Here is a 26,036-nt window from a genome sequence, read left to right as displayed (position 1 = left end):
GATGCCGTACCAACCTCCCCCCGAACTGGCCGGACTGACCTTGTCGCAAATCGCCGAGCAGGTGCAATTGCGCAAACTACCCCCGGTTGATCAGTGGGCCCCGGAAAAGAACGGCGACAGCCGCATGCGGATCGCGGCTGATGGCACCTGGTTCCACGATGGTGGCCGGATAACCCGCGATGCCATGGTCCGCGCATTCTCTGGCCTGCTGGTGCGTGACGATGCCGGCCAGCATCACTTGCTCTCGCCATTCGAAATGCTGTCGATCGAGGTCGAGGATGCCGCCTTCATTGCGACCGACATGGTCGAACGGGACGGCGCGCTGGCCTTCCGCCTCAATACCGATGAATTGCTGATTGCGGGACCCGATCATCCGCTGGTTGCGCGCGGCGATCCTGAAACGCCGGCGCTCTATCTGGGCGTCCGCAATGGCGTGGAAGCACGGCTCAACCGTAGCACCTATGAACAAGTGGTCGAACATGCCCTCGCCACCGGCGATGATTTCACAGTAGAGAGCAGCGGCCAGAGCTATTCGCTGATCCCCGCATGAGCCTGTTTTTTGACAGGCTCCAGCGCGTGTTTGATGATGGCCACGGCGAAGAATTGCCGGACCTGCTGACGGACGAGAAATTTCTCGACAGCGAAGCGCGTCCGGCAGCAGTCTTGATCCCGGTGACCGATCGCCCGCAGCCCGGCGTAATCCTGACCCAGCGCCCGCATGATCTGCGCAGCCATCCCGGCCAGGTCGCTTTCCCCGGCGGCAAGATCGACCCAGGTGAGAACCCCGTCGAGGCGGCACTGCGCGAGGCGCATGAAGAGCTGGCCATGCCGCCCCACCATGTGCGGGTGATCGGTGCGACCGACAATTATATCACCGGAACCGGCTTCGATGTGACCCCGGTTCTGGGTGTCGTCCCGCCCGACCTGCCGCTGGTGCCCAATCCCGGCGAAGTCGAGAGCTGGTTCGAAGTGCCTCTGGTCCAGCTGTTCGATCAATCGAATTACAAGGCCAATACCGTCTTCTGGCGCGGGGCCGAACGGACCTATTTCGAAATGCACTACGAAGGGTATCGCATCTGGGGCGTGACAGCGGCGATCATCGCCAATCTTGCGCGGCGGCTGGAGCTGACCGAACTGTTCGATTGAATTTGCCCGCGCATTGTGAAAAGCGCCGGTGTAAGGGCATGCCATGACACAGACACTTCCGACCTGCCTATGGACCCAGCGCGCCGATCTTGCGCAGCTTGTTGCAGCATTGGGCGCAGATAATGTTCGCTGGGTCGGCGGTGCCGTACGCGATACGCTGCTGGGTATGGACGTGAAAGACGTCGATGCGGCCACACCGCTGCTTCCGGAGGACGTCACGCAGCACCTGCAGGCCGCCTCCATCAAGGTCGTCCCGACCGGGATTGATCATGGGACCGTCACTGCTGTGCTGCCCGAGGGGCCGGTCGAGATCACCACCCTGAGGCACGATGTCTCGACCGATGGCCGCCGCGCCACCGTAGCTTTTGCCAGCGAGTGGCAAGATGACGCGGCGCGGCGCGATTTCACCATCAACGCGCTCTATGCCCATCCCCAGACGCTGGAAATCAGCGATTACTTCGGCGGTCTGGAGGACCTGTCAGCCCGCCGGGTTCGTTTCATAGGCGATGCCCGTGAACGGATCCGCGAGGACCATCTACGTATTCTGCGCTATTACCGTTTCCAGGCCCGCTTCGGGGCAGAACTTGATCCCGTCGCGGAGGAAGCCTGCGCTGACTTGGCCGGGACGCTCAAAGGCCTGAGCCGCGAACGCGTCGCGATGGAGCTGTTGGCAATTCTGGGTCTGCCCGATCCCGCCCCGACCATTGCGCGGATGAAAGACCAGGGCGTGCTGCCGGTGATCCTGCCCGAGGCTGGCAGACAGGAGGTCGCGCATCTGGCGGAGCTTGTCGCGCATGAGAAGGCATCCGGCATTGCCGGGGACGCGCTGCGGCGCCTTGGCGCCTTGCTTCCTGCGGTTCCCACTATCGCGGAAAGCGTCGCTGTGCGCTTGCGGCTGTCACGGGCGCAGCGCTCTCGCCTCGCCACCGCGGCCAACCGTTCTTCGCATGATAGCGAACAGCCCCAAGCGCTGGCCTATCGTGAGGGGCCGTTGCACGCGATCGACCGCTTGCTGCTGACAGGTGCATCGGTCGCGCCGCTGCATGGCTGGGTGGTGCCTGAATTGCCGCTCAAAGGCGGAGAGATTGTGGCCAGCGGAATTACCGCAGGCCCGCAGGTCGCGCGCATCCTGCAAGCTGTCGAGGCACGGTGGATCGACGAGGGTTTTCCGGGTCGCCTGAGGGTTCAGCAATTGCTCGCCGAAGAACTGCGTACGGCCAATTCCGCTTAAGGCGAGCTTCAGGCGCGATGAAATACCAAGCTGCCTGTTGTCATGGCGGACGAGGTTTAGTTATGGACGCGCCCGTCCGGTGCTCCGGACACCAGATCACCCGCACTCCTGGTGCATTGATCGCATCATATCCAGCTCCACCAACCGGGTCGCGCGCGCATAGCGTACGGGGAGAGGAGCGCTTGAAAACAAACGGAGTTATCACATGAAATTCATCAAGATCGCCGGCGCTGCCGCTGCTCTTGCCCTTGCCACATCTGCATCTGCTGCCGCCCCCGAAGTGGGTGCGACTGTCTTCGGTCCGGAAGGCAATGAAGTGGGCACAGTCACCGCCGCAGATGCCGCGACTGTCACCATCGATACCGGCAAGCACCAGGCTCCGGTTCCTGCCAATGTCCTCGCCGATGGCCCCGACGGTCCGGTAATCTCGGTCACCAAAGTCCAGCTGAACCAGATCATGGACCAGCAGAAGGCCGAAGCCGATGCCAAGCGCGATGCTGCGCTCGTGGCTGGCGCAATGGTCCATTCGGCAGACGATGCCATGTTGGGCAACGTCGCCTCGATTGACGGTGACGATGTCGTCGTGACCCTGACCGACGGTTCCGTGGCTCTCAAGCGCGAGCATTTTGCGCTGAACGCCAGCGGCACACTGGTTGCCCTGTTCACGGCTGAGCAAATCGCAGCGGCCGTAGCCAGCGCGACAGACGCTTCGTCGGCCGAATAAGGCCACTCCATCTGCATTGAAGAAGGGCCGGGCATCTCATCGATGTCCGGCCCTTTTCGATTCAGTGGATCAGGAAAACGTGTTGTTCCGCGGGAAACCTTGCGGGGGCAAACGGCCGGCACCGCCCCGCGCGACCTTCCACTGCCAGATCTCGTTCTCGGTGCGCGTCCGGTCTCCCTTGCCGCCCATCTGCCAGCTGAGGCCTTCCTCCAAAGTGAAGGTCTTGGCGTCAGACATACCGCCATCGCGATAGCGTTGCAGCTGCACCCCCTGCCCGCGCCCGAGCGTCGGCAATTCGTCTAGGTTGAACACCACCAGTTTGCGATTGTCACCTACCACCGCAACGTGATCGTGGCCCTCTTCGATCGGGCGCACCACGCTCAGCTTGGCGTCGCCCTTCAGATTCACCACCTGGCGACCCTTGCGCGTTTCGGCGAGCAATTCGGCCGTTTCTGCGGCGAAGCCCTTGCCCGTTGTTGCGCCCAGCAACAGACGCCCCTTGGGCTGGTGAACAATGACCTGCACGATGTTCGCTTCGGCATCGATATCCAGTGTGTTGCGGATCGGTTCGCCAAAGCCGCGCGCACCCGGCAGCTTGTCTGCGCCCAGCGTGAAGAACCGGCCATTGTCGGCCGCCAGCAGCAGCTTGTCGGTCGTCTGGGCATGGAATGTGAAGGCCGGGCCGTCGCCTTCCTTGAACTTGAAGTCCTGATCCAGGTCGACATGCCCCTTGGCACCGCGGATCCAGCCCTTTTGCGACAGGATCACCGTAACCGGCTCCTTCTCGATCATCGCATCCATGCTGAATTCGACTGCCGGCGCAGCTTCCGCAATTGTGGTGCGGCGCGCGCCCAGATCGGTGTCCGGCCCGTATTCCTTCTGCAGCGCCTTCAGGTCGCGCTTCAAGCGGGTACGCTGGCGGGCGGAAGAGCCCAGCAGCGTTGCCAGCTCTTCCTGCTCTTTCAGCAGGTCCGCTTTCTCGTCCCGCAGCTGCATTTCTTCCAGCTTGCGCAAGCTGCGCAGGCGCATGTTGAGGATTGCTTCGGCCTGCCGCTCGGTCAGCTCGAATTCGGCCATCATCACGGCCTTGGGCTCATCCTCGTAGCGGATGATCTCAATCACCCGGTCCAGATTGAGGAAAGCCGCGATATAGCCTTCGACCAGTTCCAGCCGCCGCGCGATCTGGTCGAGCCGGTGCTGCGTGCGGCGTTGCAGGATTTCAATCTGGCTCGCGGTCCAGTTCTGCAACAGCTCCTTCAACCCCATCACCATCGGCGTGCGGGTGGCGTCGAGCACGTTCAAATTGAGCCCGAAGCGGGTCTCCATATCGGTCAGCTTGTAGATCGATTCCTTGAGCAGTTCGGGATCAACATTGCGGCTGCGCGGGACCAGCACGATGCGGATCTGCTCGTCGCTTTCGTCGCGGACATCGTCGAGGATCGGCAGCTTCTTGTCGGCGATCGCCTGCGCGATCTGCTCGATCAACTTGCCCTTCTGCACCTGGTAGGGAATTTCGGAGATGACAAGCTGCCACTGCCCGCCGCCGAGCCGCTCGATCCCGGCATCCTTGTCCGCCTGCTTCTCCGCCTCCTCGGCATGGAAGCGGCCACGGATGCGGAAGCTCCCGCGCCCGGTCTCGTAAGCGTTGGAGATCACCTCCGGGCTATCGACGATCAGGCCGCCGGTCGGCAGGTCCGGCCCCTGGAACAGCTCCATCAGCCGCGCATGCTCGACATGCGGATTGTCTATCAGCTCCAGCGTCGCATCGATAATCTCGTGGACATTGTGGCTCGGGATATTGGTCGCCATGCCCACCGCAATCCCGCTCGCGCCATTGGCGAGCAGGTTGGGGAACAGGCCCGGCATCAGCTCGGGTTCTTCTTCCTCGCCATTATAGGTCGGGATGAAATCGACCGTGCCTTCGTCCAGCCCCGCCATCAGCGCCATCGCCGTGCGGGTCAGCCGCGCTTCGGTGTAACGATAGGCGGCGGCATTATCGCCATCGATATTGCCGAAATTCCCCTGCCCCTCGACCAGCGGATAGCGCAGCGCAAAATCCTGCGCGAGGCGGACCATGGCATCATAGGCGGCGGTATCGCCATGCGGGTGATATTTGCCGATCACCTCACCCACGACGCGGGCGCTTTTCTTGAACGTGTTGGTCGGGTCCAGCTTCAATTGCCGCATGGTCCACAGCAAGCGGCGATGGACCGGCTTCAACCCGTCGCGAAGATCGGGAAGCGAACGCGCGGTGATGGTCGAAAGCGCATAGACGAGATAGCGCTCTTCCAGCGCAGAATCGAACGGCGCATCGACGATGGCGTCGAAGGGATCGGGTTCAGTGATTTCGGTCGGGTCGGACATTGGCTGACCGTCTAGCAAGGTGGAGTGCAGCTAGGGAGAGGGGTTTCCACAGGATTGGTCTTTTGCGAAGTTGGTTTGGAGCCTGTTCCTCAACTTACCGGCGACCAAGTTTACTTGGCGCTATTTTTTCTGACGTTGACCTCAGGCAGCTCAATCAGACACGTCTTTGTAGCAATGCTGATAGCGGCCCACTGTCATTCGATGCCTACCGCCGCGACGCGGATTTCGAATGCTTGCGAGAAAGCCATCATCGACAACACAGCATCCATCCAAGTGCCTCGCGCGCGCGGAAAATCATCCGCGATATCACCGCCAAGGATCGCATCACGCGCCGATCGCCAAAGGACATAATCAGCCGAACCTTCTTCTAGGCTGCGTTCGATTAAATCGGCGGTCGCCTTTACATGCTTTGTGAAGGGCAACCGTTCGTTTTTGGCAGCGGCAGCGAAGATGGCGTCGAGCGACGCGCTTTCTATTCTTTCCGGATCAGAATGAGCGATCCCTTGACCACCCGCAGCCGTATAAGTGAAACGATTATGACCCGTCAGCAGGTCCGCGCTCGCAATGTTGCTGTTCGCGATGATCTCATTAGTGCCTGCTAGCGCGAAGAGGTCTCTGTTCGTCCAGAAGGCAGCACAAGCATAAACGACCGCAGCGCGACCCGCAGCGGCTGAGAAGACCTTCTCTAACAAACCTTGCTGCTTCTGGTCGATCGTATAGCGATAGTAAGCCTCGTTCCAACTCGCCCATTCTGTGGCGGTAGACCGCCGCATCCATTCAGGCCTTTTGTATTGCACGAACAGATTGAGATTAAATGGTGGCAGTCGCGCGTCGAGCGCACCGCCGAGATCACCAATCTCCGAAGCAGTCATGCCTAGAAAATGTGGCCACCTCCGTGATCGGGTAAAGGGAAAAAGGAAACGGAAGTGTGGGTCGGGAACAAAGAAGGCACCATCGAAACCGAGGATGCCTTCATCAGTCTGATCTGGTGAGAAGAGTACGTCGGTAATCCGCGCCATTTCGGCGAGGAAATAGGTTTCGAACGGCTTTTCTTTGAACTCAGCCCACATTGCTTATGCCCTAATTTTGGATCATAGTCAGAAAACTCAGCCCCAGCGAATACCTTGTATATCGCAGCTGAAAGCGGACAGCTCTAGTCGCCGGTCAACCCCACCACAGCAATCCGCTTCCCGTCAGGACTAACCGCAATCCGGTTCGCCGACACAATGCCAAAGTCGGCAAGGTCACCAATCACCTCCCAACCTTCACCACCTTCACGCCAGCGGTGCACCTTTCCGCCCTCGATCTGCAGGATCGCGCCGTCGGGGGTCCAGGTGTAGTTGGCGTTGCTGCCGACCAGCGGGGTCAGCGGGCGGATCGCCTTGGTCTGTGGGTCGAAGGCCTTGATCCACACCTGCTCGTTGGTCTGGCGGTGGACGAAGCTGATTTCGGCGCTGCCCGGGATCACATGCGGGGTCGCGGGGACGGCGTGGCCGCTGATGAAGTGATAGGCGGGTTCCTCTGCGCTGGTCAGCGCGACGTTGAAGCCATAGCGTGACCAGTACAGGATATCGCCGGTCGCATAATTGCGCGCGAAATAGCCGACCGGTTCGTCAACGCCGGCAGCCTCCAGCACCCATTTCGGCTCCCCCGGGTTGTCGCGATCGACTTGCCAGATTGACCGATTGCGCTCGAACACCATCGAGATTGTCTGGTTGTCGGGCGATGGCGTGGGGGAGAATTCGTTCTCGGGCGTAGCGGTGATCTGCTTATGCGTGCCACTGGCGATATCGTATTCCCAGATATCGGTCTGCGTCCCGTCATCGCGCGCATAGAGGAAGGTGGCGCTGTCTTTCGTGAAATAGGGCTGGTTGTCGTAACCCGCGCGTTGGGTCACGTTGCGGCCGTTCGACAGCGCATCGCCCCCGGCATCCGCATCATAGTCAAACAGGAATATCTCGGTTTCCGGGAAAGCGGGTGGCGGCGCATCCTCGGCGGCGTCCTGCGCCTGCACGCTGGCAGCCAGGACCAGGGCTCCGATCACGGGCAGGATTGTTCGACGTGTCAGCATGGTGTTCCCTCTCGCAATGCGCGTTGCAACAGGCATCGCGGCATGGCCCGTTCGGGTCAACCGTTACCCTCTCCACCGCCTACCGCATCAAGGCCTCGATCCGTCGTCGCCCCGGAACGATTCTCACCCTCGCGCATTGGAAGAGCAACAGCAAATCAAGGAGTTACTTTATGACGCAGCGCGTACTGATCCTCGCCACCGACGGGTTTGAACAGTCGGAACTGATGGACCCAAAGGCCAATCTGGAAGATGCCGGAATTGAAACCACCGTGGTCAGTCTGGAAGAGGGCAAGATCAAGGGATGGAAGGATGGCAATTGGGGCGACAGCGTGACTGTCGACAAGACCCTGGATGAAGTCGGGAGCTGTGCCGGATATGATGCCCTGCTGTTGCCGGGCGGGCAGATCAATCCGGACGTGTTGCGGATGAACGATCGCGCGATCGCTCTGGTGAAGGACTTCAATATGGCCGGGAAGCCGATCGCGGCCATTTGCCATGCACCATGGCTACTCGCCGAAGCGGACATCGTGAAGAACGAAACCGTCACCGCCTGGCCCTCCATTCGCACCGACCTGAAGAATGCAGGTGCGAACGTCGTGGATGTCGAGGTGGCGCAGTCGGGAAATCTGATTACCAGCCGAAATCCGGACGATATTCCCGCTTTTTCGGATGCGCTCATAAAAAGGGTCAAGGAGCGCGTCGAAGAACACGCCTGATACCCCCCAAAATTGTCGAACGAAAAAGGGCTCCGCTGCTGTCTGCAGCGGGGCCTTTTGCTGTTGCAGGCTTGCCATTTCCCGAAAGTGGCGCAATTATGGCGAAAATAAGGCGAGACAGCGAATTTAGCGAGGAGAGAGGCAATGATGCGCAAGAAAATGATAGCTCTGCTGGCGTCCGTCAGCCTTGTGGCGGCGTGTAGCCAGGGCGCGGAACAGACCAGCTACGAGGCCATCGAAGCGGATTCCGCCATGGCCGAGGCACCCGCTGTCGAGCGTGCCGTTGCAGTCGATATCGCAGAGGAGTCTGGAGAGGCTACCACCTCAAGCGTTCCCTCATCATCGATCCCGGTCAGTGCCCCACAAATCGCCTATGTGTACGATTATGGCTACCGCGTAGCACCGGACCAGATCTCCACCCTGGCCCAACGGCATGTCGATCTGTGCGAAAAGAAGGGGCCGCAGACCTGCCGGGTCATCTCGCTCCAGCAATCAGGCTCCGAAGGAAGCTATGCCTATGGCAAGCTGGAGCTGGCCGTGGCCGCCGGGGTTGCGCGTGATTTCGGCAAGGAACTCTCTGCGGCGGCAGAGAGCGTGGATGGCGAGCAGGTCAATGTCGCCATTTCCGGCGAGGACCTTTCGAAAAGGATCGTCGATACCGAAGCCCGGTTGCGCGCCCGCAGCCTGCTGCGCGACAGGTTGATGGAAGTTCTCCGTTCACGCCGTGGCACAGTGGCGGAGCTGGTCGAAGCAGAGCGCGGTGTCGCGCAAGTGAATGAAGAGATCGACCAGGCTCGCAGCTGGCTCACCGAAATGCGGGGCCGGGTCGCCTTCAGCCGGGTCAGTATCGATTACAATTCCAGCGCTCGCACCGGCGGCAGCTTTTCCCGCCCGATCGTCGAGGCGTTCCAGTCCATGGGATCGATCATGGGCGCGACAATCGGCTTCCTGATCTATCTGGTCGCAGGCGGCATACCCGTGATCCTGGCCCTGCTCGGCCTGCGCTGGCTGTGGCGGCGGAGCGGCATGACACTGTTCGGCCGCAAGAGCGGGCAAGCTGCTGGAGCCGAAGCCAAGCCGGCTGCTGAGGAAAGCTAGCGCGCGTCAGTCACCCGGCCGGCGCAGGGCGCTGACCTCTTCGCGCAATGCTCGCAGCTGCATCAGTATTTCCTCGCGCTCACCATGCGCCTCTTCGTCGGTCGCTTCGGCCATTGCGTTCACAATGACACCGATGAAGAGGTTGAGTACGATAAAGCTGGTGAGCAGAATGAACGGCACGAAGAACGCCCAGGCGTATGGGAATTCCTCCATCACCGGCCTGACGATCCCCATCGACCAGCTTTCCAGCGTCATGATCTGGAACAGCGAATAAAACGATGCGCCCAGCGAGCCGAACCATTCCGGGAAGGCGGCACCGAACAGCTTCGTCGCCATCACGGCGCTGATATAGAACAGCAGCAGAAGCATGATGATCACAGTGCCGATGCTGGGAATGGCGCTGAACAGGCCGACGATCACCTTGCGCATGCTCGGCACCACCGAAACGAGGCGCAATGCCCGCAAAATCCGCAACGCACGCAGGACGGAGAATTGCTCGCTAGCGGGGACCAGCGCCGCGCCGACAATCAGCAGGTCGAAGACATTCCAGCCATTGCGAAAGAAGCCGAGGCGATAGACCAGCAGTTTGAGCCCGATTTCGATCACGAAAATGGAAATCGCGATGGTATCGAGCAGGCCGAGCAACCAGCTATAATCCGCCATGACGGACGGCACGGTTTCGAGGCCGAGCACGATCGCATTGACCACGATTACGGCAGTGATGAAGGCTTCGAACCGCTTGGTTTCGATGAAGTGCTGGAGCTTGTCGCGCATTCCCGCCCCTTAAGCGACGCAGGCCCAGATGCAATGCCAAACGCGTCGCCTGCGCGCGCCCTCAGGCGCCGCGCATATCGTGACTGTCGGCGGGGATATTCACGTGCAGACCGTCCATCTCCGCCGTCAGGTCGATCTGGCATGACAAACGGCTGGTGGCGGTGACACCGTAGGCGAGGTCGAGCATGTCGTCCTCGTCCTCGCTTGCCTCGGGCAATTGCGCGAACCATTCCTTCGCCACGATCACGTGGCACGTGGAACAGGCCATCTGGCCTTCACAGGTACCCTCCAGCGGCAATCCGGCTGCCTGCGCCAGCGACAGCAGATTGTCGCCCTCTTTCGCCTCGACCACGGTGGTTTCGCCCCGTGTGGTTTCGAACATCACTTTCACGCTTGCGCCTCCGCGGCCGCATTGATCTGGCGAGCGGCCTGTTCGATCTGTTCCAGTGTTGTGTAGCGGCCAAAACCCAACCGGATAGAGCTCTTTGCCTCCGCATCGGATAGTCCGAGCGCACGCAGAACATGGCTGGGCCGACCTGAGCCACTGGCGCAGGCAGAGCCAGCGGAAAACATGATGTCACGGCAATCGCTCATCAACCGGGCAACATCGAGGCCATCCTTACGGATGTTGAGATTGCCGTGATAGCGGGCATCGGCGCTGCCGTTGAGCGTCCAGCCGTGAAACAGATCGCGGGCGTAGTGCCACAACTGCGCTACATGGTCGGCATCCTGCGCCATTTGCTCGCGGGCCAAGTCGGCTGCCGCGCCCATGCCTGCAATCAAGGCGGGGCTGAGCGTGCCCGAACGAAGGCCATGCTCCTGACCGCCACCGGTCTGCACTTCGTGCAGCTCAATCCCGTCACGCACCCACAGCGCGCCTACGCCTTTGGGCCCGTGAAACTTGTGCGCGCTGATCGCGATCATATCCGCGCCGGTGACTTCGGCCTTGCCATAGGCCTGCACGGCATCGCACAGGAACAGTGCATTCGCAGCCTTGGCCTTGCGATGCCATTCGAGGGTGGGCTGAATCACGCCAATCTCGTTATTGACCTGCATCACACCAACCAGCCGCGTATCGGCGGGCAAATCCTGCGCCGGATTGCACAGGCCATCCTTGCCGACCTCCAACACATGGGCTGTGCCTGCGTCCTTTGCCGTATCACCGACCGCGGAATGCTCGATCGCGGACACCGCGACACTGCCACCCGAGCCGCTACCGCGAATGGCGAGATTGAGCGCTTCGGTTGCCCCGCTGGTGAAGATCACCTTGCCGCCCGCCGGGAACAGGGCCGCCACCCGGTCGCGCGCAAGTTCGATTGCGGCGGCCGCTTGCCGCCCCATGCGATGCGGCGAATGCGGATTGCCAAACCCGGTGCCGTCCGGCCCGTCGAGCCAGCGCATCATCGCATCGCGCGCCTCCGGCGCCAGCGGGGTCGTGGCCTGATAATCGAGATAGATCACGTCAGACCTACCCACGCTTCAGAAAAGCGTTCCAGATCCTGCTGCGTCGTGTTCCATCCAATACTGACCCGAATGGTGCGCTTCGCCGTCTTGTCATCGATTCCGAACGCATCGAGAACCCGGCTTTTCTTGAGCGTCCCGGACGAACACGCACTGCCTGCCGAAACCGCAATACCCATCGCGTCGAGCTTGATAAGCAGGGCTTGCGCGCTGATCGTCGGGTGCGCCACCGCGCCAATATAGTCCACCTGCCCGGCAAAGCTGAGTCGTGCATCACCAAGGCTGGCAAAGAACGCCTCGCGTTGTTCCGCCGTGGTCAACCACCCCCCCGCGTCCAGAGCCGCTGCGAAACCCATCGCTCCGGGCAGATTCTCGGTCCCGCGCCGATAGCCGCGCTCATGCCCGCCGGTCGGGTTCAGCAGCGCATAATCGCGCACCAACAACGCGCCGATGCCGATCGGGCCACCCAACTTGTGGGCTGAAACGATGGCCATGTCGGTGCTGGGCAGCTCCAGCTTGCCCGCACTCTGGGAGCAATCGGACAGCATCAGACAGCCGTGGAAATTGCCCAGGACACGGTGCATTCCGCTGACGTTGAAACACGCGCCCGTCTCCGAATTGACATGCTGTTGACACAGCAATGTCGTCGGCCTGCCATCATTCGGCGAAGTGCCGGTAACGGCCAGCGCTTCGTAAATCTCGCCGCGGCTAACCCGGCCATTTTCGCCGACCGGCATCACCGAATCGAAGCTGCCCTCGCCATCCAGGAACACAGCGTCATGCTCAACCGCGCTCACTGCCCTGCGATCGACCTTGGCATGAGCGATGGCGAGTGCTGCTGCCTCGCTCGCTCCGCTGGTGAAGATCACTTCCCCGTCCCAGCCCAGAGACTTCTTCACCCGGTCGCGCGCATCTTCCAGTGCATTCTTGGCCTTGCGCCCCTCGGCATGCGGACTGCTGGGATTGGCCCAGATTGCAAATCCTTCCTCCATCGCTGCTCTCGCTTCGGGGCGCAGCGGCGTGGTGGCGGCATGGTCGAGATAGATGCGGTCGGGAATGGAGGTTTCTGCCGATGGTTAGCGCAATTGCGATTTTCTCAATCGTGCCTATATAGCGCGCAATAACAGCGCGTCACCCGCGCCCATGCGAACAGTTCAGGTATTCATCCATGCCCACCGTGATTTTTCCCGGCCCCGAAGGCCGCCTCGAAGGTCGTTTCTCTCCGCCACCGCGTCCTCGCGCGCCAGTGGCCATGGTCCTGCACCCGCATCCACAGGGCGGCGGCACGATGAATGAACAGATCACGCAGAAGCTCTACAAGACTTTCGTGGATCGCGGCTTCGCCACCTTGCGGTTCAATTTCCGCGGCGTAGGTCGCAGCCAGGGCAGCTTCGACAATGGCATCGGAGAATTGTCCGATGCTGCCGCTGCGCTCGATTGGGTCCAGTCGATCCATGAAGAAGCGCAGGTGACCTGGGTGGCAGGCGTTAGCTTCGGAGCTTTGATCGGCATGCAATTGCTGATGCGTCGCCCCGAGATTCGCGGCTGGCTCTCCATCGGTGCACCGGCCAGCATGTATGATTTCTCGTTTCTCGCCCCCTGCCCTGCCAGCGGCATCTTCATCCACGGGGCGCAGGATACGGTTGTGCAGCCAAGTTCGGTCGGCAAACTGGTCGAAAAATTGCGCACACAAAAGCACATCACCGTGCACCACGAGGAAATCCCGCGCGCCAACCACTTCTTCGAGAACGAGCAGAAGGAGTTGATGGCCTCGGTCGACAATTACCTCGATTTCCGTCTCGATCCTGCCTGTCCGATTACCTGAGAGGCAGGCTCGCCAAGTGCTGGCGAGCGCCAGACGACCTTAATTATCCCGTTCTATCAGAGGCTTGCCTCTCGCCTTCTGACCTATACTGGCGATGAGTTCCATTTCGCCACGCGATACTCCTTGCCTCCCATATGTTATGTTGTAACATTCTACTTGGGTCGCGTGGCCTGATCTATTCCTTCAGGCCGCGCGTGAAGAAGGAGAGGAACATGGCTTTCACAGACAGCAATAACACATCTGCGCGCGCGCCAGCCGTGATTGGCGTTGCCGCTATCCATGCGGTTTTGGGACTCGCGCTTGTCACCGGTCTGGCAGGCGGTGTGTACGAGAAAATCGTCGAAGAGCGCATCATCGGCCACAATTTCAAAAAGCCCCCGCCTCCCAAACCTCCAGAGCCAAAACCGGTGAACGATCCGCAGGCTTCCACTGCGCCCAAAGTATTCACCCCCGCACCGCCCTTCCAGCTCGATCCGCAACCGCCGGTTGTCGACACCACCGATGTCATGCCGGACCCGATGCCACTGCCGATGCCTAATGCGGGCCCCATCCCGTCGCCGTCTCCCGGACTTGGCACAGGTCCGGCCCCCGCTGCGGTGTTCGATCCGGTCGCGCCCAAACCGCGCAATGATCCAGGCCGCTGGATTACCGACAGCGATTATCGCAGCAGCTGGATCAACCGCGAATGGGCCGGCACCGCAGGGTTCCGGCTGAGCATCGGGGCCAATGGCCGCGTACAAGAGTGCACTGTGGTGGACTCCACCGGCCATCCTGCGCTGGATGCAGCCACCTGCAAACTTGTCCGTCGCCGCGCCCGTTTCGAGGCGGCTCTGAATGACAAGGGCGAGAAAGTGCCGGGCACCTTTTCCAGCGCTGTCCGCTGGCAAATCCCCGAGTAGGGACGCTATTCGGTAGCGTTCTCGAGACGGTCCACCGGCGCCTCACCCCCGGCGTCGGGGATCGTCCAGATCAGCACATTGCCAATCGCGATGATGGCCAGCACCACCATCAAGGCTGCCTGTTTGCGCACACCGCGCCGCCACAGGACAAAGGCCCCGGCGAGCAGGGCAAAGGCTGCGAACATCATGAAAGACAGGACAATATCGAGCATCGTGGTGCCGCTCTAGCAGCGGCAATTTGACTTGCCCACTCCTGCGCGCCACACCTGCGCGCCATGACTGAAACACGCTTCAATGTCACCCGTCGCCAGACCCTCGCCGGGCTTGGCGCGACCACCGCGCTCGCCCTTACTGGGTGCTCGACCTATTCCGGCGATCCGGACATTGCTCCGGTCTCGGTAACGCCTGACGAATGGCTGGAGCAGGTCGGATACAATCTGTTGGGCCATGAGCCGGAAAGAGCGACCAGCCTCGGCGTCGACACCGGGCAATACGCCAATCTGCGCAGCACGTTGGAAGACCAGTCGCCCTCCGGGCAGGATGCCTTTGCAGCGACCCTGCGGCGCGATCTGGAAATGACCAAATCCTATCCCCGCAACTTGCTGAATGACGAACAGCGCACCAGTTTCGAAGTTCTCGAAAGCGGTTACCAGCTTGCGCTGGACGGGTTTGCCCTTCCCTATGGTGATACACCTGTCGGCAGCTGGCGCACCGCGCCCTATGTCGTCATCCAGAATGTCGGGTCCTATCTCGGCGTGCCGCGTTTCATGCAGCTCGATCATCCGATTCGCTCGGAAGACGATGCTGACGCTTTCCTAGCCCGGATCGAACAATTCCCGTCGGTTCTCGATGGCGAATTGGCGCGCATGCAAGAGGCCCGTGCGTTGGGCGTAATCCCGCCCGATTTCCTGATCGACAAGGCCATACCGCAACTGGAACTGACCATCGCTAGCGCCCAGAAGGGCGAGTTGTTCTCCTCCGCACTGAGCGAAAGGTCCGGGGCAGCCGGCCTAAAGCGTCCGCCGATCGAGGGAACATTGGAAGTGGAAGGCGGGCCGGTTGTCGCTGCGCTGCAACGCCAGCTCGATGAACTCAAGTCACAGCGCGCAGAGGCGACCGGCGCACCGGGCATGCGCGAGCGACCTTATGGCGAGGAATGGTACCAATGGGCGTTGCGATCCAGCACGACCACCACCCTGACGCCGGACGAGATCCACCGTCAGGGTCTGGAAGAACTCGACGCGTTGCACGCCCAGATGGACCCGATCCTGCGCGAGATCGGCTATACCAGCGGTTCTGTGGGCGAACGGATGCAGGGCCTCAGTGCCGATCCGCGCTACAAATTTGCAGAGGGCGACGAAGGGCGCGCCGAAATCTTCGCCTTCATCGAAGACCGCATCAGCTGGATCAAGGGCCAGATGCCGCGCGCGTTCAACACGCTGGTCGATCCCAATCTCGAAGTGGTCCGCATTCCCATTGCCGAGGAGGCTGGCGCGCCCGGCGCCTATGGCGGTGCCGGCAGCAAGGACGGCACGATACCGGGCCGATTCCTGATCAATCTGCGCACCACCGACCTGCACCGCAAATATGACCTCGCCGACCTTACTTTCCACGAGGCGATTCCGGGCCATGTGTGGGAAGGCGAATACTCCAACCGCCTGCCGCTGATCCGCTCGATCCTCGCCTTCAATCCGTTTTCGGAAGGTTGGGCACTCTACGGCGAGCAATTGGCAGACGAGCTGGGCGCCTATGATGAATTCAAGGTTGGCCGGCTAGGCTACCTGCAATCGCTCGCCTTCCGGGCCTGCCGCATGGTGGTCGACACTGGGCTTCACTCCAAGGGCTGGAGCCGCCAGCGCGCGGTCAATTTCTTCGTCGAGCGCAACGGTTCGAAGGAACAGGAAGTCGCCAGCGAAGTCGATCGCTATTGCAGCTGGCCGGGCCAAGCCACCGGCTACAAGCTGGGCCACAGCCGCATCACCGACCTGCGCCAGAAAGCCGCGACCGCGCTGGGCGATGCCTACGACATGAAGGCCTTCAATGATGCGGTCATCCTGGGCGGCAATGTACCGATGGACGTGCTGGCCAAGAATGTGGACCGGTATATTCGCGGAGCAGGAGCCTAGCGGGCTTGCAAATCCATTTGACGCTGGCGCCGCAAGGGCGCAGCATCGGGACGAGAACAAACGGGTAGCATTGGAGAACTGAACTACAGGGGCTTAGGAAATGTCGAGATTCGCTTGGTTGACGGCCGCCTGCCTGCTCATTGCTGCATGCGACACGCAAACCGACCCTTCGACTGACGAAAGCACTCCGTTCCAACTCACCGGCGACGCCGCAGCCGCCCCGCGTTTCGCCAAAATACCTCCTGCACCCGAACCCGTTTCCATCCCGACCGAGATCGACCCAGCTCTTGAACAGGAGTTGCTGGACGACATTGCGCGCGTCGGTCTCGTGCAGGAAGTGTTGCGCGGCAAGGAACGTGATGGCGAGGTCCGGCAGGCAAAGATTTCCCTCGACCACGAAGAGGCGGTATTCCAGTTGGAACAGGCCAGGTCCTTGCTTGCCACATTGTCGGACGAGTCGATCCCGACCTACGCGCTACTTCATCGCACCGATGCCAACGGGTATTTGAAAGCGTGGCTGATCAGTCCGGATGGCGGGGTCCTGACAGGCGTCTCGACGCGCAAATACAAAGGGCTCGGCCCGATGTCGTCGGGCCTCGGGGTTCGCAGGCTCGCGATCAGTCGCAGCCGCGCGAAACGGGGTGAGCCTCTACCCAGCGAGGCCGAAATCGAGGCAGCCCGCGCAGCGGACCGCACACCCCAAGCCATCGAACAACGCCGCGCGACGCTCTCGGAAACAGCCAAACTGCTCCTGCCCGGACCTATTCGCGATGCCTTGGGGACCCGTAGCGGGAGATTGCTAGTGGTGCCCGCGCTCGACACCGGCACAGCCCCGTTCGCTGCCCTCCCCCTGGCCAACGGCTATGCCGCCGAAAACTGGTCGTTTGTGGTGCTCCCGGATTTCGCCAGCATGGCAGAAGAAGAACCGACTTTCGATTTTGGCCGCGTCGACGTGAACAAGGCTGTGATCGTGGGCGATCCCGATCTCACCGACGACCGCGCCTGGCGCTGGAGCCCGCTGCCCGGCGCGCGAGCCGAAGCGCAGGCTGTTGCCGCGATGCTCGACACCCCCGGCAACAGCGTGTTGCTGGGCAGCGATGCCACCCAGAGACGGCTGATCAATGCGATCCAGGCCCGCGAAGATACCGGCATGGTCTATATCGCGTCGCATGCGGTATCCCACCCGACCAATCCGCTCACACGCGGGTATGTTGCCATGTCAGGCGGTCATTTCCATGCTGGCGACATTCGCACCGCACGTTTCAATGGCTGGCGCCAGAACAACCCGCTGGTCGTTCTCAGCGCTTGCCAGACGGCGCTGGGCCGTTTCCTTCAAGGGGGAAGCTTCGGCATCGCACGCACCTGGACCACGGCCGGGGCGGGCCAGGTCGTCGGCAGCCTGTGGAATGTCAGCGATTCAGCAACGCGCGTGCTGATGACCAATTTCGTCACCCACTTAAAGGCAGGCTACGCACCGGAATTCGCAATGCAGCGGGCACAGTTGGAAACGCTCCATCATCGCGATGCGGATGGACAGCAACCCTATCTGAGGGACCCCAAATTGTGGGCCAGTTTCACCGTGTTCGGCCGCCCGAGCGAAGCTGTCAGGCGGCCATCCCAGGAAATTTGATCAGCGCCGGGCAAGGCCGCCGATAATCGAGCCAAGAATGCCGCCGAGCGGGCTCCCGCCGCCAGAACCGGAGCTCTGCCCGCCACGCTGGGCCATATAGCCGGCAACCGCCATCGCCAGCAGCGGCAGCATCTTCTTGAGCATGCCTTCGTCCAGGCCGGTGATCCCGGCAACTTCGCCAGCCACAGAACGGCTGACGTCCTTGCTGCCGAAAATGCTGCCAAGAATATCGTTGCCCTGCTGGGCCGGGGTCGGCTTGGGCGCGAGGACCGATTCCAGCAGGCCGCCACCGCCGCCTCCCAGGATCGCCCCGGCCAGTCCGCCCAGGCCTCCGAGCGGATCGCCGCCTCCTCCGCCGGTCGCGCTGCGACCCATCCCGGCCACAATTGCAGGCAACAGAGCTCCAGCCGCCGTCCGCGCGGTACCTTCGTCAACGCCCAATTCCTGCGCAATACTTCCGATCGCACCGGTTTCGTTCAAGATCTGTCCAAGATTCATTTGCTATTCCCTCTCATATGGCCGTTTCAGGCCTTGCGATCTGTCATATGCATGGCACTACAGAGGCGTCAGGTCAAAGGACTCGCGCCAATCATCACTGCGGCCGGAATGGCCGTGAACAGGAGGGACTCATGGGTATTTTTTCGAGCATCAAGAACGCAATCTTCGGCGGAGACGAGGAAGAGGCAAAGGCAGCCGAGGCACCAGCAGCAACCGCCGCGCCGGGTACTCCAGCTCCTAAGCCGGCAGTCGTCAGCAATGTTGACGTCGTGGCGAAACTGTCTGCCATGCCGGGCGCAGAAAATCTCAACTGGCAAAGTTCGATCGTCGATCTGTTCAAAGTCCTCGGCCTCGATCCGACCTATGCCAACCGCAAGGAACTGGCGGAGGAAATGGGCCGGACCGATTATGAGGGCACGGCGGAAGACAACATCTGGCTGCACAAGGTCACGATGCAGCAAATCGCCCTGAATGGCGGCACCGTTCCGTCGAGCATGACGGACTAAGTCCCATCGGCTTTGGTTTGCGAAAGGGCGGCTTCGGCCGCCCTTTTTTGTGCGTGGCATTTCGCTTCGACGTTTCGCGCGATTGTCTGACCCATCGACTGAGTGACCCGGAACAGACTAGCGGCCCCGACGTAGATTAGCGGGATCCACTTTCAGGGCGCAATTCATGGAAAATTTTGGCGACGAACTCGAAACGATGAAGCGCGTTCCGCTGTCGGAGGACCATGTCGCCGCGATCCGCGCGATCGGAAACGAGTGCACGTATCAATCAGGCGATATTGTCGCCGAGGTCGGCGATCCGATGGATACATTCGTATACTGCGTGGACGGCGAAATCGAAGTGCTCGATCCCTACACGCGTGAGCGTCTGCTGGATGCCTCTGTCGGGCCGACCCAGTTTGTAGGGGAGATCGGTTTCCTCAATCGGGGCAGTTGGTTCCTGCCTATGCGTGCGGCCAAACCGACCAAAACGATCGAAGCTCCGCGCGAAGACATGCTGGCGTTGATGAGCCGCGTGCCCGAATTGTCCGATCACATCATCAGCGTGTTTGCCGCCCGTCGGCGCAAGCAGTTCGAGCTGAAGAACAGTTCCATAAAGCTGATCGGTGCCGACCGTGATCCCGCCGTGCAGCAGGTGGAACGGTTCCTGTCGCGCAATCGCATCCCGTTCCAAAGCTACGACATGGATGGGTCGGACGACGAGACCCTGGAGGTCTGCAATCTCACCGATCACCAACCTTCGGTCATCATGGATCGCGACGAACTGATCGAGGATCCAACCCCGCGCAAGGTTGCGCAGCGGATGAACCTCGACCTCGACATTTGCAGCCAGCGGGTGTTTGACGTGCTGATCGTGGGCGGTGGCCCGGCCGGCGTGGCCGGAGCAGTCTATTGCGGCGCGGAAGGGCTCGAAGCCCTGGTGGTCGAAGACACCGCAATCGGCGGCCAGGCCGGTACGTCCAGCCGGATCGAGAATTATATGGGATTTCCCACCGGCATCAGCGGCACGGACCTGGTCTATCGCGGGCAAATCCAGGCCCTGAAATTCGGGACCCGCTTTGCAATGCCACGGCGGGTGGAGAAACTCGCGAAACGCGAAGACGGGCTGTTCTGCGCGACTCTGGATGATGGCGACGAGGTTTGCGCGCGTGCCGTGCTGGTCAGCACCGGCGTCCAGTATCGCCGCCTGCCATTAGACAGGCTGGAAGAACTGGAAGGCGCAGGCGTGTTCTATGCCGCGACCGACATGGAAGCCCGCTTTTGCCGGAACACCGAAGCGGTTGTGGTCGGCGGCGGAAACTCCGCCGGGCAAGCGGCCATGTATCTCAGCCGGACGGCCAGGCATGTGCATGTGCTGGTCCGCGGCGATTCGCTTGCTGCATCCATGTCGAGTTATCTGACAGAAAGACTGGAAGCCGATTCGCGGATCACGATCCAATACGGGACCCAGATTGGTGCATTGCACGGCGAAGACCACCTCGAAGGAGTAACGTTCCAGACTGCCGACGGGGATCGTCGCGTCGATACACGCGCCTTGTTCATCATGATCGGTGCTGCGCCGAATACCGGATGGCTGACAGGCCTTGCCGAAACCGATGACAGAGGATTTGTCAAAACCGGCGACACTGTCGGCCGGCCCTCCCCTTTCGAAACATCATGCGACGGGATTTATGCCGTCGGTGATGTCCGCCACGGATCGGTCAAACGGGTTGCCAGCGCTGTCGGCGAAGGCTCCGTCGTCGTGTCAGAAATATGGGGCTATATCGACCGGCAGAAGAGCGGCGACGGCGCATAGCCTGCCGCCCTTCCCCGGTTCGAGAACTTATTTCTTGCCGAACAGGCCCTTGGCCATACCCACCACATCATTGAGCGGATTGCCGTCGCCATCGCGGTCCAGCATGTCCAGAATACCGGCCGCCTTGGGGTTATCCTTCAGCGCGTCGGCATATTGGCCCAGCGAACCCTCGCCGCCGATCTGATCGACGATCTGACCCAGCACGCCGGTGTCGAGACCGGTCTTCGCCGCGGCCCCCTCTACTGTATCGCCCGGCTCGCCATGCGACTGGCCCAAGGCTGCAATCGCCTTCTCCGCCACATCAGGATTGATGCCGAGCTTTTCCGCCATGTTGGCGACATCGGCATGCTCGCTGGCCTGCCCCAGAATTCCGTCAAAAAGTCCCATGATCGTGCTTCCCTTTCGTTCGAGTCGCCGCAACGATACGCGCAAGGCGGGCGAGCACCAAGAAAAAGGCCCCGCCCGCGTATGTCGCGGTGCGGGGCCCTCCTCTCCAACTTGTAGCGGCGAGGCTTAGGCGGCCTGCGTCTCCGCATTCGGGGCAGCCTGGCGAACGCCTTCGTCGACATGCGCTGCAAACGGTTCGAAATTGTCAACGAACAGCTGCACCAGCTTATGCGCCGTGGCGTCATATTCGTCCTTGTCGGCCCAGGTTGCACGCGGATCAAGGATCGTCTGGTCAATCCCTGCCTCGGCCAAGGCTGGTACGGAAACGGGCACGTCAAAGCCGAAATTGGGATCCTTGCGGAATTCCACATCGTCCATCTTGCCATCGAGAGCCGCGTTCAGCAGCGCGCGGGTGGCCTTGATCGGCATGCGGCTGCCAACGCCGTATTTGCCACCGGTCCAGCCAGTATTGAGCAACCAGCACTGCACACCGCCCTTGGCGATGCGCTCTTTCAGAAGATTGCCGTAAACGCTCGGGTGGCGCGGCATGAACGGGGCACCGAAACAGGTGCTGAACGTCGCTTCCGGCTCTGTCACCCCGATCTCGGTTCCAGCGACCTTGGCGGTGTAGCCCGACAGGAAGTGATACATCGCCTGGTCCGGCGTCAACCGCGCAATCGGAGGCAAGACACCAAACGCATCGGCGGTCAGCATCACGACATTGGTCGGTACCGGCCCCAGATTATGCTCGCTGGTGTTGGGAATATACTCAATCGGATAGGCACCGCGGGTGTTTTCGGCGAGCGTGTTGTCGTCAAAATCCAGTTCGCGGGTCTGTTCGTCCATCACGACATTTTCCAGCACCGTGCCGAACATGCGCGTGGTGGCGTAGATCTCAGGCTCGGCCTCTTCGCTGAGACGGATCATCTTGGCATAACAGCCGCCTTCGAAGTTGAAGACTGCTGTATCGGACCAGCCATGCTCGTCATCGCCGATCAGCGTGCGGCTGGCATCAGCAGATAGCGTCGTCTTGCCAGTGCCGGACAGGCCGAAGAACACAGCCGTCTGTCCATCAGCGCTAATGTTGGCCGAACAGTGCATCGGCATCACGCCCTTGGTCGGCAGCAGGTAATTGAGGATGCCGAACACGCTCTTCTTCATCTCGCCGGCATATTTGGTGCCGCCGATCAGGATCAGCTTTTCGGTCAGGTTCACGGCCACCACCGTTTCGCTGCGCGTTCCATGGCGCTCTGGATCGGCGCGGAAGCTGGGCAGGTCGATAATGGTATATTCCGGCGCGAAGCCTTGCAGTTCGTCCGTGGTCGGGCGGCACAGCAGCGTCCGGATGAAAAGATTGTGCCACGCAAATTCGTTGATCACGCGCACATTCACGCGGTGCTCTGGTTGGGAACCGCCAAACAGGTCAGCAACGTAGAGCGTTTCCTTCTCGCCCACGGCTTTCAGGAAGTCTTCCTTCAGCGCGGCGAAATGCTCCGGTGTAATGGAGGCGTTATTATCCCACCAAACATTGCTCTCGGTCTCAGCATCGCGGACAATAAACTTGTCCTTCGCGCTACGGCCCGTGTGTTTGCCGGTTTCAACCACCAGCGAACCGTATTTGGAAAGCTTGCCTTCGCCATTGTCGACGGCATGTTCCACCAATTGCGGTGTGCCAAGATTGGCATGGATAGTCGCCGAGGTCGAAATCCCTTGATCGGCAAGCGAAGTGGAAAGCGGAGCAGACACGCTTGAGTCTCCTGAAAATCTGGTAAGCCGGGGCCCGGCACATGCGCAGAACACTAGCCGATGCATAGGTATGCACCGTACGCAGCGCCGCGAATAGAGGCACGAACCGATTCCGTCAAATCCCGCGCGTGAGGGTCTTGCCCGTAAGCTATTCCAGCATACCACGACGTTGTTTCGCCTGCCGCGAAAGGTTAGGGTGTGGCAACGCACAACCAACATCGTATGGTCAGGGAATGGTGGAACAAGACGTTACCGTAGCAGAGGTGAAGGCGAAGCGGCGGGTTGTCGCTTTGGTCGACGATGATCGCAATATCCTGACCACTGTTTCCATCGCCTTGCAGGAAGAAGGTTACGACACGCGCGTCTATTCCGAAGGCGAAAGCGCATTGAAGGCCTTGCTGGAGAATCCACCGGATCTGGCTGTGTTTGACATCAAGATGCCGCGTATGGACGGGATGGAATTGCTGCGCAGGTTGCGCGAACACTCTCCCCTCCCCGTCATTTTCCTGACGAGCAAGGATGACGAGCGCGACGAAGAAGCCGGCCTGGAAATGGGGGCCGACGATTACATCGCCAAACCGTTCAGCTTGCGCCTGCTGGTGGCCCGCATCCGCGCCATCCTGCGCCGTAGCGGTATTGACGAAGAATCCGGCATGGCAAGCGAAGAAACTGGCGGGCCATCGCGAGAAATTTTCTCACGCGGCCGCCTGACAATGGACCCGGCCCGGCATCAGGTGATGTGGGATGGCCAGACCGTTTCGCTCACCGTGACAGAGTTTCTCATCCTGGAAGCGCTCGCGGCTCGGCCCGGCGTTATCAAAAGCCGCAACCAGTTGATGGATGCGGCCTATCCGGACGAAGTCTATGTCGATGACCGGACCGTAGACAGCCACATCAAACGGATGCGGCGCAAGTTCCGCTCTGTCGACGATGAATTCGGTGCGATCGAAACCCTCTACGGGGCCGGATACAGCTTCACTGATGGCTGAGGCACCATTGGCCAGCAGGGTTACCATGCCGCTCGAACGCATGAAGCTGCTCGATCGGCTGTCGCTGACGGCGCGCATTCTGGCGGTCAATATCCTGCCACTGGCATTGTTGGGCGGCGGCATCTTCTATCTCGATTCCTATCGCGCGCAGCTGCTCGACGAGCGTTACAAGCTGGCGCGGATCGAGGCGCAGATCACGGCAGAGGCGCTGGCCGGCGCAACGCGCGAACGGCAGGAGGCCCTCCTGGTCCAGATCGGCAAGGAACAACGTATGCGGCTGCGCATGTTCGATGCGGAAGGGCGATTGTGGGCTGACAGTTTCGAACTGGCAGAGCCCAGCTTTACGATTGACGATCCGAGTGATGATGAATTCGGCCTCCGCTTTGCACGTTTTCTGGATCAAACCGTTGATACGGTGGTCAGCGCCCAACCCGTGCCGGAATATATCGAACCCGAAGGCCAGACGGCCGATTCCTGGCCCGAGCTGGTCAGGGCACGTGATCAGGGTTTGTCCCAGATCGAACTGCGCCAGGCAGCGGACCGTACCCCGATCATCACTGCCGCTGCGCCCGTCGGTCTGAACGGGGCCACCTTGCTCACCACCCGCAACGCGGTGGATATTACCGAGGCCGTGCGCAGCGCCCGCTCCACTCTCGGCATCGGGGTCGGCATTGCCCTGTTTGCCTCGATCCTGCTCTCGCTATTCCTCGCCCGTACAATTGTGAAGCCGCTACAGACCCTGGCCAAGGCGGCGCAGCGCGTGCGCCTTGGCCGCGAACGCCAGGTCGAGGTTCCGCGGCTGCCGCAACGACGCGATGAAATCGGCCTGCTGGCCCGCGCCGTGTCCGATATGACGGACGCGCTGCGCCAGCGCATCGATGCCGTCGAACATTTCGCCGCCGATGTGGCGCACGAAATCAAGAACCCGCTCGCCAGCCTGCGCAGCGCGGTTGAATCGCTGGCCCGGGTCGAAGACCCGGAGCTGCGCGCCCAATTGCTGGAAATCGCAACCCATGATGTCCGCCGGATTGACCGGCTGGTGACCGAGATTTCCGATGCCAGCCGTGTGGATGCGGAATTGTCGCGCGCAACCTTCGAACTGTTCGACATGGCAGAGCTCGTCAATAATATCGTCGCCACCAGGAAGAACCGCCAGTTCGATGGCGATGTCACCGTAGAAATCACCAGGAGCGGCAACGTTCCTCTGGTTATGGGTGTGCCGGTGCGGATCGAACGCGTTGTCGAAAATTTACTCGACAATGCCGTCTCTTTCTCGCCCAAGGGCGGCGCTATCCTGATCGAGATTGCCAATGACGATGGCTGCATTACCGTCTCTGTCTGCGACGAAGGGCCAGGCATTCCCGAGGACGCCCGGCACAAGGTTTTCGAACGGTTTCACTCGGTCCGGCCGGAAGACGAAGACTTCGGCAATCACAGCGGTTTGGGATTGGCCATGGGCAAGACCATTGCCGAGGCGCATGGCGGTTCGCTCAGCGTGGAAGATCGTGTCGACGGTAAGTCTGGCGCCTGCCTGATCCTGGCCCTTCCGGAAGCTGACAATTCCCGCAGCGAAGCCCAGTGACAACCTACCAGGCAAGCTGCGTCGCGATCGACGGCCGGGCCGTATTGATCGAGGGGCCATCCGGATCGGGCAAGACTTCGCTCGCACTGGCCCTGATCGATCGCGGGGCGAAGCTGGTCGGGGATGACGGCGTCGGCCTGGAATTGCGCGACGGGACCTTGTGGGTTGTCCCTCCGCCACGGATCACCGGCATGATCGAGATCCGCAATGTCGGGATTGCCGAAATGGAAGCCTTGTCGGCGCCTGCCAGCCTCGTCCTGCGCCTCGATCCGGCGGCACCGCGCTTCGTCGAGCAGGCTGGTACAACCACGCTTATGAAAACCGACATCCCCATGCTCGCTTTCGCGGCCAAGGACCCGGTTGCCCCCCTGCGCGCGGAGTACGCGCTCTCCCTTCACGGGCTGAAGATCGCGGGCTGAGACAAGAAAACCCTTCCCCGCTCGTCCCAAATGCGCGACCAGTGCCGTC

The 26,036-nt window shown here is 61.1% G+C and carries 26 protein-coding genes; 15 read left to right on the top strand and 11 right to left on the bottom strand.

The features are described from left to right. The first annotated feature begins 1 nt into the window (after window position 1). From ABD653_RS13450 to ABD653_RS13435, 4 genes are all read left to right on the top strand, one after another. Window positions 2-550, top strand: coding sequence for a DUF1285 domain-containing protein (locus ABD653_RS13450; protein WP_160779148.1), 549 nt, complete (start codon window positions 2-4; stop codon window positions 548-550). Next, window positions 547-1,146 (top strand): CoA pyrophosphatase, encoded by a 600-nt coding sequence (locus ABD653_RS13445; RefSeq protein WP_160779147.1) that lies wholly within the window; start codon window positions 547-549, stop codon window positions 1,144-1,146. The genes ABD653_RS13450 and ABD653_RS13445 overlap by 4 nt, the downstream gene beginning before the upstream one ends. A 43-nt stretch (window positions 1,147-1,189) precedes the next feature. Then, on the top strand, window positions 1,190-2,377 hold the full coding sequence (locus ABD653_RS13440; protein ID WP_160779146.1) for a CCA tRNA nucleotidyltransferase: 1,188 nt from the start codon (window positions 1,190-1,192) through the stop codon (window positions 2,375-2,377). A gap of 205 nt (window positions 2,378-2,582) precedes the next feature. Then, on the top strand, window positions 2,583-3,101 hold the full coding sequence (locus ABD653_RS13435) for a hypothetical protein (protein WP_160779145.1): 519 nt from the start codon (window positions 2,583-2,585) through the stop codon (window positions 3,099-3,101). Window positions 3,102-3,170: 69 nt separating this feature from the next. Here ABD653_RS13435 and parC read toward each other — a convergent pair whose 3' ends face one another. The 3 genes from parC to ABD653_RS13420 all read right to left on the bottom strand — a co-directional run bounded on the left by parC (window position 3,171) and on the right by ABD653_RS13420 (window position 7,536). Further along, complete coding sequence (gene parC, locus ABD653_RS13430) at window positions 3,171-5,465, bottom strand: DNA topoisomerase IV subunit A (RefSeq protein ID WP_160779144.1); 2,295 nt, start codon at window positions 5,463-5,465, stop codon at window positions 3,171-3,173. A gap of 194 nt (window positions 5,466-5,659) precedes the next feature. After that, the gene (locus ABD653_RS13425; RefSeq protein ID WP_160779143.1) at window positions 5,660-6,535 is read right to left on the bottom strand and encodes a hypothetical protein; all 876 of its coding nucleotides are present in this window, start codon (window positions 6,533-6,535) and stop codon (window positions 5,660-5,662) included. An 83-nt stretch (window positions 6,536-6,618) separates the two neighbouring features. Then, window positions 6,619-7,536: a TolB family protein gene (locus tag ABD653_RS13420; protein WP_234032162.1), complete on the bottom strand. Its 918-nt coding sequence runs from the start codon at window positions 7,534-7,536 to the stop codon at window positions 6,619-6,621. Window positions 7,537-7,706: 170 nt separating this feature from the next. On the opposite strand from ABD653_RS13420, the gene ABD653_RS13415 reads away from it, so the two are divergent. Both ABD653_RS13415 and ABD653_RS13410 read left to right on the top strand, forming a co-directional pair. Further along, a complete protein-coding gene (locus ABD653_RS13415; protein ID WP_160779142.1) occupies window positions 7,707-8,252 on the top strand; it encodes a type 1 glutamine amidotransferase domain-containing protein in 546 nt (181 codons plus the stop codon). 144 nt (window positions 8,253-8,396) lie between these two features. Beyond that, window positions 8,397-9,350, top strand: a complete 954-nt coding sequence (locus ABD653_RS13410; RefSeq protein WP_160779141.1) for a DUF4349 domain-containing protein — start codon at window positions 8,397-8,399, stop codon at window positions 9,348-9,350. Window positions 9,351-9,356: 6 nt separating this feature from the next. On the opposite strand, the gene ABD653_RS13405 is transcribed toward ABD653_RS13410, so the two are convergent. From ABD653_RS13405 to ABD653_RS13390, 4 genes are all read right to left on the bottom strand, one after another. Then, window positions 9,357-10,124, bottom strand: coding sequence for an ion transporter (locus ABD653_RS13405; RefSeq protein WP_160779140.1), 768 nt, complete (start codon window positions 10,122-10,124; stop codon window positions 9,357-9,359). Window positions 10,125-10,185: 61 nt separating this feature from the next. Continuing rightward, entirely contained in the window at window positions 10,186-10,506 is a 321-nt protein-coding gene (locus ABD653_RS13400; RefSeq protein ID WP_160779139.1) for a 2Fe-2S iron-sulfur cluster-binding protein, read from the bottom strand. A 5-nt stretch (window positions 10,507-10,511) separates the two neighbouring features. Then, entirely contained in the window at window positions 10,512-11,585 is a 1,074-nt protein-coding gene (locus ABD653_RS13395; RefSeq protein ID WP_160780395.1) for a cysteine desulfurase family protein, read from the bottom strand. Then, on the bottom strand, window positions 11,582-12,577 hold the full coding sequence (locus tag ABD653_RS13390) for a cysteine desulfurase family protein (RefSeq protein WP_234032161.1): 996 nt from the start codon (window positions 12,575-12,577) through the stop codon (window positions 11,582-11,584). The genes ABD653_RS13395 and ABD653_RS13390 overlap by 4 nt, the downstream gene beginning before the upstream one ends. 176 nt (window positions 12,578-12,753) lie before the next feature. Here ABD653_RS13390 and ABD653_RS13385 point away from each other — a divergent pair, with 176 nt between their 5' ends. Then, on the top strand, window positions 12,754-13,410 hold the full coding sequence (locus ABD653_RS13385) for an alpha/beta hydrolase (protein ID WP_160779138.1): 657 nt from the start codon (window positions 12,754-12,756) through the stop codon (window positions 13,408-13,410). 212 nt (window positions 13,411-13,622) lie between these two features. After that, the gene (locus ABD653_RS13380) at window positions 13,623-14,309 is read left to right on the top strand and encodes a TonB family protein (protein ID WP_160779137.1); all 687 of its coding nucleotides are present in this window, start codon (window positions 13,623-13,625) and stop codon (window positions 14,307-14,309) included. Window positions 14,310-14,314: 5 nt separating this feature from the next. Here the strand turns inward: ABD653_RS13380 and ABD653_RS13375 are convergent, their stop codons facing one another. Continuing rightward, complete coding sequence (locus ABD653_RS13375) at window positions 14,315-14,521, bottom strand: hypothetical protein (RefSeq protein ID WP_160779136.1); 207 nt, start codon at window positions 14,519-14,521, stop codon at window positions 14,315-14,317. Window positions 14,522-14,584: 63 nt separating this feature from the next. Between ABD653_RS13375 and ABD653_RS13370 the strand changes: the two genes are divergently transcribed. Both ABD653_RS13370 and ABD653_RS13365 read left to right on the top strand, forming a co-directional pair. Further along, entirely contained in the window at window positions 14,585-16,435 is a 1,851-nt protein-coding gene (locus tag ABD653_RS13370) for a DUF885 domain-containing protein (protein WP_160779135.1), read from the top strand. Between the two features lie 100 nt (window positions 16,436-16,535). After that, complete coding sequence (locus tag ABD653_RS13365) at window positions 16,536-18,065, top strand: CHAT domain-containing protein (RefSeq protein WP_160779134.1); 1,530 nt, start codon at window positions 16,536-16,538, stop codon at window positions 18,063-18,065. On the opposite strand, the gene ABD653_RS13360 is transcribed toward ABD653_RS13365, so the two are convergent. Further along, window positions 18,066-18,563, bottom strand: coding sequence for a DUF937 domain-containing protein (locus tag ABD653_RS13360; protein ID WP_160779133.1), 498 nt, complete (start codon window positions 18,561-18,563; stop codon window positions 18,066-18,068). Window positions 18,564-18,694: 131 nt separating this feature from the next. Here ABD653_RS13360 and ABD653_RS13355 point away from each other — a divergent pair, with 131 nt between their 5' ends. Together ABD653_RS13355 and ABD653_RS13350 are read left to right on the top strand one after the other, a co-directional pair. Next, window positions 18,695-19,069: a DUF3597 domain-containing protein gene (locus ABD653_RS13355; protein ID WP_160779132.1), complete on the top strand. Its 375-nt coding sequence runs from the start codon at window positions 18,695-18,697 to the stop codon at window positions 19,067-19,069. Window positions 19,070-19,235: 166 nt separating this feature from the next. After that, window positions 19,236-20,864 (top strand): FAD-dependent oxidoreductase, encoded by a 1,629-nt coding sequence (locus tag ABD653_RS13350; protein ID WP_160779131.1) that lies wholly within the window; start codon window positions 19,236-19,238, stop codon window positions 20,862-20,864. Window positions 20,865-20,891: 27 nt separating this feature from the next. Here ABD653_RS13350 and ABD653_RS13345 read toward each other — a convergent pair whose 3' ends face one another. Together ABD653_RS13345 and ABD653_RS13340 are read right to left on the bottom strand one after the other, a co-directional pair. After that, a complete protein-coding gene (locus tag ABD653_RS13345; RefSeq protein ID WP_160779130.1) occupies window positions 20,892-21,251 on the bottom strand; it encodes a hypothetical protein in 360 nt (119 codons plus the stop codon). A 126-nt stretch (window positions 21,252-21,377) separates the two neighbouring features. Further along, window positions 21,378-22,997 (bottom strand): phosphoenolpyruvate carboxykinase, encoded by a 1,620-nt coding sequence (locus tag ABD653_RS13340; protein ID WP_160779129.1) that lies wholly within the window; start codon window positions 22,995-22,997, stop codon window positions 21,378-21,380. Between the two features lie 233 nt (window positions 22,998-23,230). Between ABD653_RS13340 and ABD653_RS13335 the strand changes: the two genes are divergently transcribed. From ABD653_RS13335 to ABD653_RS13325, 3 genes are read left to right on the top strand one after another with little or no spacing between them, the layout of a single operon-like run. Continuing rightward, window positions 23,231-23,986: a response regulator transcription factor gene (locus ABD653_RS13335; RefSeq protein WP_160779128.1), complete on the top strand. Its 756-nt coding sequence runs from the start codon at window positions 23,231-23,233 to the stop codon at window positions 23,984-23,986. Then, window positions 23,979-25,568, top strand: coding sequence for an ATP-binding protein (locus ABD653_RS13330; RefSeq protein WP_160779127.1), 1,590 nt, complete (start codon window positions 23,979-23,981; stop codon window positions 25,566-25,568). Before ABD653_RS13335 ends, ABD653_RS13330 begins: the two co-directional genes overlap by 8 nt. After that, the gene (locus tag ABD653_RS13325) at window positions 25,565-25,987 is read left to right on the top strand and encodes an HPr kinase/phosphorylase (protein WP_160779126.1); all 423 of its coding nucleotides are present in this window, start codon (window positions 25,565-25,567) and stop codon (window positions 25,985-25,987) included. Before ABD653_RS13330 ends, ABD653_RS13325 begins: the two co-directional genes overlap by 4 nt. The last annotated feature ends 49 nt before the right edge of the window (window positions 25,988-26,036 follow it).

The organism is Parerythrobacter jejuensis, assembly GCF_039536765.1.
Taxonomy (GTDB): domain Bacteria; phylum Pseudomonadota; class Alphaproteobacteria; order Sphingomonadales; family Sphingomonadaceae; genus Parerythrobacter; species Parerythrobacter jejuensis.
This window is presented reverse-complemented; position numbering and strand designations above follow the sequence as displayed.